Annotated in this window: 8 protein-coding genes; all 8 read left to right on the forward strand. The window is 29.5% G+C overall.

The window, feature by feature from the left end:
• The first annotated feature begins 453 nt into the window (after positions 1-453).
• Positions 454-1,563, forward strand: coding sequence for a C45 family autoproteolytic acyltransferase/hydolase (locus CHF27_RS12985; RefSeq protein ID WP_095404630.1), 1,110 nt, complete (start codon positions 454-456; stop codon positions 1,561-1,563).
• Positions 1,564-1,579: 16 nt separating this feature from the next.
• Complete coding sequence (locus CHF27_RS12990) at positions 1,580-2,452, forward strand: AraC family transcriptional regulator (RefSeq protein ID WP_095404629.1); 873 nt, start codon at positions 1,580-1,582, stop codon at positions 2,450-2,452.
• Between the two features lie 175 nt (positions 2,453-2,627).
• Positions 2,628-3,017, forward strand: a complete 390-nt coding sequence (locus tag CHF27_RS12995; RefSeq protein ID WP_243445017.1) for a hypothetical protein — start codon at positions 2,628-2,630, stop codon at positions 3,015-3,017.
• 248 nt (positions 3,018-3,265) lie between these two features.
• Complete coding sequence (locus tag CHF27_RS13000) at positions 3,266-3,679, forward strand: S66 peptidase family protein (RefSeq protein WP_243445018.1); 414 nt, start codon at positions 3,266-3,268, stop codon at positions 3,677-3,679.
• Between the two features lie 156 nt (positions 3,680-3,835).
• Complete coding sequence (locus CHF27_RS13005) at positions 3,836-5,044, forward strand: L-lactate MFS transporter (RefSeq protein WP_095404627.1); 1,209 nt, start codon at positions 3,836-3,838, stop codon at positions 5,042-5,044.
• Between the two features lie 577 nt (positions 5,045-5,621).
• The gene (locus tag CHF27_RS13010) at positions 5,622-6,917 is read left to right on the forward strand and encodes an acyl-CoA thioesterase/bile acid-CoA:amino acid N-acyltransferase family protein (RefSeq protein ID WP_095404626.1); all 1,296 of its coding nucleotides are present in this window, start codon (positions 5,622-5,624) and stop codon (positions 6,915-6,917) included.
• A 132-nt stretch (positions 6,918-7,049) separates the two neighbouring features.
• Positions 7,050-7,601 (forward strand): MarR family winged helix-turn-helix transcriptional regulator, encoded by a 552-nt coding sequence (locus tag CHF27_RS13015; protein ID WP_199533674.1) that lies wholly within the window; start codon positions 7,050-7,052, stop codon positions 7,599-7,601.
• Between the two features lie 431 nt (positions 7,602-8,032).
• On the forward strand, positions 8,033-8,350 hold a 318-nt coding region (locus CHF27_RS14515), incomplete at its 3' end, for a hypothetical protein (RefSeq protein ID WP_330409805.1).

Here is an 8,350-nt window from a genome sequence, read left to right on the forward strand (position 1 = left end):
CGAAGATACAGTTGAGTAAGTAAACTAATGTTTAATTTTTCAGATTAGAAAATTCTAATTTAAAATTGAGTAATGTAAATAGTAACAAAGCTTTTTATAGTTAATTCTAGAATATCCAATACCACCCCCTAACTATGATGATATATTCACCAATAGTCCAAGGGTGATAAAACGTTCAAAACCCCCGTAGTCATCCTACTACGGAATCTTCAGTTTGTACTTTAGAATTATACCATAATTATGTAGAATACATACACAAGAATAAAATGGAAAAACCTCATTTGCAGTAGTTATGGAAAACCATATCATAAATAAATGCGGTAAATTTAGCTTGTGTATGTTAGAAATTAGAAATATAATTTTATTAAGGATTATTTATAAACTCCGCAGAAAATATCAAGTATTTATTTTTACTTATCTTTATAATTTATTATGAAAGGTAAGGTGAATGCTATGAAACAAGTAAAAACAAGTTTTAAAAATTTTCAAGGAAGTAATTATGAGGTTGGTATACAGATTGGAAGATGGATTTTATCAAATCCTGATTTATTACAAAAGGTATTGCTTCCGCCCAAAGCCTATCCGCAGAACAAATTAGATGAGATTATGAGTTTGTTGGACCAGTATTGTAATGGCATTAATGAGGAAATCAAAGGCTTTTCAGATGTTTTAGGTGTAGAATATGGTCAGGCTATTTTTTATGCAATGACATATTTGGAGCGTGGATGCAGTTTAATGGCAGCATTACCTTCTAAAACAGAAATTGGACATACGCTTATGGCTCGTAACTATGATTTCAATGATGAGATGGAGGAAATGTGTTTTGCTTATACTGCAATAGAGGGTAAGTATAAATACATTGGTTCTACACTGAACTTGTTTGGTCGATGTGATGGAATGAATGAGCATGGATTAGCTGCTTGCAAAGCAAGTAATGGTTTGCCTGTTGGCAACTTTGAGGGTGGACAGAAAGCGGGAATTACAGGTTTTCAATTTTGGATTGTTATTCGAAGTATTTTAGAAAACTGCAAAAATGTTGATGAGGCTATAGATTGGACAATGGATGCTCCTATCGGCTATAATATCAATTTAATGCTCGCAGACAATAGCAATAAGATTGCGATGCTACAGTGTATAGATGGACATAAGGCATATCGTATTTTAGATGAAAATAGTGAAAATATGTCTCTTAGTATAACGAATCACGTCATTCTTCCTGAAATAAAATCATATGAAAAAATGTTGATTGAAAACTCAGTAATTCGTAATGAAGTAATTAAAAAAACATTGGCATCCAAAGAAAAACTATCAGTGAATGATTTTAAATGTTTACTTTCAACTCAATATCCAGCAGGTTTATGTTGTCATTATTATCCGGAGTTTTTTGGAACTCTACGTTCAATGTTATTTGATGTGACTGATAAAAAGATAGAAATGACATTTGGTTCACCACGTGCAAATGACTGGCGTATATTTGAGATAAAAGAATTGGAGGAGAAAGAGATTACTGTAAACCTACCTTATGAGAAAGCTGAAAAAGATTTTTATAACATAACTTATTAGGAAGGAGATATTCATATTGGATAAATCATATATCATCGGGAAAGCTATTGTTTTTATTGAAAATAATCTATATAATTCCATTGTTGTAAGTGAGGTATCCGATGCAGTTTCTTATTCCTATTATCATTTTCATCGCTATTTTCAGGCTGTTATGGGCGAAACAGTGGGTAGCTATATTCGTTCCAGAAGACTAACGCAAGCAGCATTGGAGCTCATTACCACAGATAAGAACATTATGGATATTGCGGTTTCACTTCGTTTTGAGTCACATGAAGCTTTTACAAGAGCATTTAAGACAAGATATAAGATGACACCGAAACAGTATCGGATGAACGGTGTCAATGTGCTGATTGGTAACAAAAAGGCATATATAGAAGAGGATTTTAGATACTTGGGTAATATTACGCTTGTGCCGGAGATTGTTTCAATATCACAGATATGTGTCATTGGTATGCGTTTTGAAACAACAGTTATGGACAACAAAAGTGTTGTAATATGGGAACAATTTAACAAAAAACTTGTGAACTTAGATGCTGTTTATTCAAGTTCTTGCAGATATGAAATTTTTGAGGTAGGAGATAGTTGCTCAGCCAATGATTTTAATGATGAAAGCTATTGTAGTGTATTTATTGGCATTGAAGTTCCAGATGGTTTTGCAATTCCTTCTGGCATGCAGATGAAAACACTTTGTAGTGGCAAATATGCAAGGTTTACACATACGGGGACAGTGGCTACCTTACCACAGACCTATAGATATATCTGGGGTACATGGTTTCCAAAATCAAATTTTCAAATTTCTGGATATGATGATTTTGAATGTTATACAGAGCGTTTTTTAGGAGCAGATAATGAAGATTCTCAGATAGATATTTATTTCCCTATTATATGAGTATAATAGGGAAATATTAGCGTGTTAAATTAATGCAAGATTATGAGCAGTATATGAAGTAGAGAACTTAAAGTAAAAGTAGTTAATTTATAATATAAGTAATAAAAATGAAGGAAGTATGACCAGTGGAAGGACTGATTATATTAAGGAGTATTGTGAACTAGGGTAAAAATTATTGAAAGAGGATATAAAAAAATATGATATTATAATGAACCTCCTATCTATTAAAGCAATAAATAGGGGGATTTTATATTTTAGTGAAGGTAATAACATGATAGACATAGCATATTCAATAGAAAAAGGAATTTTAAAAAATATGCCACAGGAAGTTCAAAAAACTATACAAGAAATACTACAAATATTAGATTCACAATACGGAGCTGATAGAAATAAATATGAATATGCTGGAGGTTATGTAGTAGTTGTAGAAAAAATAGAAGACTTTAAAGAAATAATAGATAAAGCATATATTGATTGTAATGAAGTTATTGCAGAATATGTAGACAAGATAGTATGCAGTAATGGGGAAGTTTATACTAATAGCTTGATAATCTATTGCAATTAATTAAAGAGTCAATAACAGCAGGAGTATTCTCAAAGGAATTTATAAAGAATTTATCAATCTTTAAGAATACATGATATTTAATATTAATAGCATAATAAAAAAGAGGGAGACCTCTTTTTTTGACTAATTATAGCTAAGATGAAAAAATCACTAAATATTTATTGAATTTTTAATAAGTATTTAATAAAAATATACAAAGAAATACTTATAAACATGAAGGATATGAAGTTTTACAAGGAAACGGAATAGTGAAAGGACATTTAATAGGTGGATGCATAGAAGTTTTAGAAATGCTTAAAGGTACTGAAGCATGGCCAGAGAAAGAACAATGGAAAAATTCCATATTATTTTTTGAAACATCAGAAGATACACCAGATCCTATATACTTAGAATATTGGTTAAGAAATTATGGTTCTCAAGGAATTTTGAATTTAATAAATGGAATAATAATTGGTAAACCTTATGATAATAAATACTATGAAGAATATAAAAAAGTAATATTAAAGATAGTAAGAGATGAATTAGGATTTAAAGACCTACCAATTATGTATAATATGAATTTTGGTCATACAGCACCTATGATAACAATACCTTACGGATGTGTAGCAGAAATTGACTGTGACAAAGCTATGTTTAGAATATTAGAATCGGGAGTAATATAAGTACACTCCATAGAGTAAGGTATGGAGAACTGTATCACAAGTAAATGATAGTAGTAGGGATAATGAAAATACCTAATATTAAGAAACTAGGAGGGAAACATAAAATGAATGAAAATAAACTTGAGGATAAATTAGCTGAAAGCTGGAGTGTAGATAATGAAAAAACTAACTAAACAAAACAATACTACACCTAGACAAAGATGGGTATATGTGATTTTGGGAATTATTATTATGATGTGCTTAGGTACCGTATATTCATGGAGTGTTTTTAGGCTACATATAGAAGCATTATATAATGTAGGTACTACTCAAAGTGGATTTCCATACATGATTTCTTTAGCATTTTATGCACTTTTTATGTTTTTGACAGGTAAGCATTTAGATAAATATAGTCCTAGGTTGATTATTTCTTTTGGCTCCATTCTTGTAGCAATAGGATGGATATTATCTGCCTATGCACCTAATATATATATTTTAACAATTACATATGGAGTCATAATTGGTGCTGGAGTTGGTATAGCTTATGGTGCTCCAATGACAGTAGTAGCAAGGTGGTTTCCTGAAAAAAAAGGTTTAGCAGTAGGACTTATATTGACTGGATTTGGTTTATCACCACTTATAACAGCACCTGTTGCAAGATATTTGATAGAGGTTTATGGAATAGTTCAATCATTTAAGATATTAGGAATATCATTTGGTATTATAATACCACTACTTTCATATCCATTAAGATATCCTTGCGATAATGATTATAAATATCTAAAAACAACATCTAATATAACTGAAAACATAAATGATGTAAATACTGAAAAAATGATTAAATCTAAAAGTTTTAAGGGTTTGTATTTTAGTTTTATTATTGGCACAATGATTGGATTAATGTTAATTGGAATGACAAGTAATATTGGAATTGAACTGATAAAGTTGCCATCAAAAACAGTTACTTTATTAATTTCGTTATTTGCGGTGTTTAATGGCATAAGTAGACCTATATTTGGTTGGATTACTGATAAGTTATCGCCTAGAAAAGCCATGAGAATTTCTTATGGGTTAAGTATTGTTGCAGCATCATTAATGTTAATGGCTGATGAAGGAAGCTTAGTGTTATTTATTATAGCATTTTCAATATTTTGGTTTAATCTTGGTGGATGGTTAGCTATTGCTCCAACTTCAACTCTCAATATTTATGGAATAAAATGTTATAGTCAAAATTATGGTGTTGTCTTTACTGCATATGGGATAGGTGCTATTATTGGGGTATTGGCTTCAGGATTGCTAATGGATTTTCTTCATAGTTTTAATGCAATCTTTTATTTTGTAATAATTTCATGTATTATAGGCATATTGATATCACAAAAAATATAGAAAAAAGTAGAAGCTTACAGAGAATACTAAGTTAAAGCTAAAAATGAAATTATAAAACAGTAAGTAATTGATGAATAAAAAGTGTTATAACTTATAATTGATAAGGTGGGGAGTGTTTATTTTAATGATTTAGCATAATTAATAATGAACCATACCATAAATAAATGAGGTTTATAGCCTTAGGCATTGATATAAATTGTCTAAGGCTATTTTTATAGGTAAAAATACCGTATCATAAGCAATGATAGATTTACATAATATGTTGAAAGAGGGAGAGGTAATTTTCAAGTGTTAGACAAATAGATATGCACTTTATAAAAGTATTCAACATATCCAATACCAAAGATTAAAGTATTATTCTTTGATGAGTGCTGTAATCTTTTCGGCTATTAGCTTATATATGAATACTAAAAATAAAAAATTATTTTTAAAATAGACAATATATTGACTATTTTAATTTAAAATGTTACGCTTAAATAGTCAATATATTGTCAAAAATAAAGTGATTATTAATTTATTAAATAAAAAAGAGCTCTTTAATAAAAATAGAAAATAGTAGTATAAGGAGAATGTAATTATGAAAATAGAAATATCTGATATAGAAGCTCTTGTAGTTGAAAAAATAAAAATTAAAGTTACGGAATTAGCACACAATAGCAAACTAAGAATTAGCATGAAAATGGAATTACCATGGTGTAAGGGAGAGGAATATTCATCTTATGCAGTATTTATTTCTGATGAAAAAGGTGAAGTGGATTTAGATATAACTAAGCCTGTAGAAGGTACTTATAGAGATAATAATAGTATGGGATTAATCTATTCATTGAAAAAGTATAGAAATGAAGGTAAAAATATTGCAGAAAATATATCTATTGATGAACCAATGACTATGAATATGTTATTTGAATCTTTTGATGAAAAAAAGGAAGTTAATTTAAAAAGGTTTTTCAAAACAGAAGATGTTATTGCAAAGCATATATGTGAAGATGGGTTTAGTGGGGAACTATTTTATAAAGAAAAATCTAATAACAAAACAGTTTTAATGCTGGGTGGATCAAGTGGGGATACACAAGCCTTGGCTCTTTTAGCTGCGCCACTTGCATCTAAAGGGTTTAATGTTCTTATGGTTCCATACTTTGCGTCAGAAGGATTGCCAGATAAGTTAGAAAAAGTTCCACTAGAGTACTTTGAAAAAATATTTAAATGGATTGAGAATAATAAAATTATAGGTTCCAAAGAAATATTTCTACATGGAACATCAAAAGGTGGAGAATTAGCACTTTTACTTGCTTCAAGATATAGACAAATTAAAAAAGTGGTTGCAGTAGAACCGCATGCTTATTGTTTCCAAGGGCTTAATGGAATGATGATAGGAGATAGTGTTTCATCATGGTCATATAAAGGAAGATCAATTCCGTATATAGAAGTTGATAATAATATATTTTGGGAAGATCAAAAAAAAGCCATAGAAAAGAGAATGATCTTTGGATTTGCTAGTACTTACAAGAAAAGTATTGAAAGAGCAGTAAATAAAGAAGAAGCAAGAATAAAAGTAGAGAATTCTGAAGCAGATATTCTTATGATTACAGGAAAAGAAGACAACATATGGAATAGCTATGAAGGTTGTTTGGAAATATTATACAATCTAAAAAAGAACAACTATAAAAACAATGTAGAATTATTAGCATGTGATAAAATGGGTCATCCAATGCCAGTTCCATATATCATTCCTATAAGTGAAACCTTATCTATGAATATGATGGGTGGGGTATTTTCTTCAGGGGGAACTATAGAAGGTAATGCAGAAGGACAATTTAAAGCGTGGAAAAGAACAATTGAATTTTTTAAGGAGCCTTTAGCACAAAAGCTTTAAAAATTAGTATATTATAATAATCCAAGAATCATTGATATTTCCATAGAAAAGTTATATAATTTATAGACAATGTATTGACTAAATACAGCGTCTATAGATTTTATTTTAAACTTTATAAAGGAGATTTTCACTATGGATTATAACAAAGAATTTTATTTATTACATATAATGCAACAGGCATTTTCTAGTCTTTATTCAGTTTCAAATAAACTCCAAATTGTAGGGGATCAGTATTGTGAACCATTAACATCAAGACAATATATGACAATGCTCGCAGTGCTTCATTTACCAAAAGATGAAACTACTCTGATTAATATTGCTAAGAAGTTAGGAACAACTAAGCAAAATGTGACTCAATTAATAAAAAGTCTTGAAAGTAAAGAATTTGTATCTATCATACCAAGCAAAAAAGATAAGAGATCAGTCAATGTTTGTGTAACAGATATAGGAATGGATATAATGATTAAGTGTGGAAGAGAGGGTACAATTAATTTCATGGCCGACATTTTTAAAGATTTTACTGAAGAAGAAATAGAAACTCTATGGAAGCTATTAATTAAACTATATCGTTTTGATGGTGTAGAGATGGATGGCTTTGAAGAAAATATTGAAATCTCCAACATTGATTTGGAAGAAGAAGTAATATTAGGATTGAAGAAATTTTTTAAGAGAAGAAATTCCTGATAATCATAATTAGTTCTAATTAATGTAAAAGCTGAGTTGAATTTCAAAATTAAATAATCATTCTGATACGGAAGTCCTATGTTGTGCATGTACGATGTACCGTAGTTATGAATTAAAAGGTAGATATATTAAATAGGAAAAACCGCACTTGCTGATGATACGGAGAAGTGTACCATAAGTAAATGAGGTTAGTAGTCTTAGGTGTTGAAATAACTTGCCTAAGACTATTTTTTGTTAGTAAAAATATTATATCAAAATTAGATTATAGTGGATGGGTTTTATGTTGGAAATTTACAAAACATGTTACAATAAAAATGTTTAATTGATATAGTAGTTGTATTTTAGGTAAAAGATAAATAGTAATTTGTTGGTCTGATAAATCAAAATATTTTGAGCAAGCAAGAATTAATATGAAACTGGAGAAAGATATGATGAAAATTGTTGAAGAATATGTAAAGGGATTAAAAAAAGCATACTATGATAATGAGGGCAAAGAGAGTTGGGATTATTTTGAAAGAGTTATGTATGGTGCGAGTAACGAAGATATTAACAAATTGAAAGAGGAATATCCTAATGTTCCAGATTCTTTAGTAAAACTTCTTAAATATGTGGATGGAACCTATTGGAGAGAATATGAAGGAGAAAAAATTGTATTTTACCTTCTTGGTTCCGATGTTGAGGAATATCCATATTATCTACTTTCAGCAAATCAAATTTTGGAGACCAAGAATGAGGCGGTTGATTTTTAT

Origin of the sequence: Romboutsia maritimum (assembly GCF_002251085.2) — a bacterium.
Classification (GTDB): Bacteria; Bacillota; Clostridia; order Peptostreptococcales; family Peptostreptococcaceae; genus Romboutsia_B; species Romboutsia_B maritimum.

Coding starts and splice junctions, on each gene's coding strand:
- CHF27_RS13005 (WP_095404627.1), top strand. CDS start 3,836: ATGAAAAAACTAACTAAACAAAACAATACTACACCTAGACAAAGATGG.
- CHF27_RS12985 (WP_095404630.1), top strand. CDS start 454: ATGAAACAAGTAAAAACAAGTTTTAAAAATTTTCAAGGAAGTAATTAT.
- CHF27_RS13015 (WP_199533674.1), top strand. CDS start 7,050: ATGGATTATAACAAAGAATTTTATTTATTACATATAATGCAACAGGCA.
- CHF27_RS13010 (WP_095404626.1), top strand. CDS start 5,622: ATGAAAATAGAAATATCTGATATAGAAGCTCTTGTAGTTGAAAAAATA.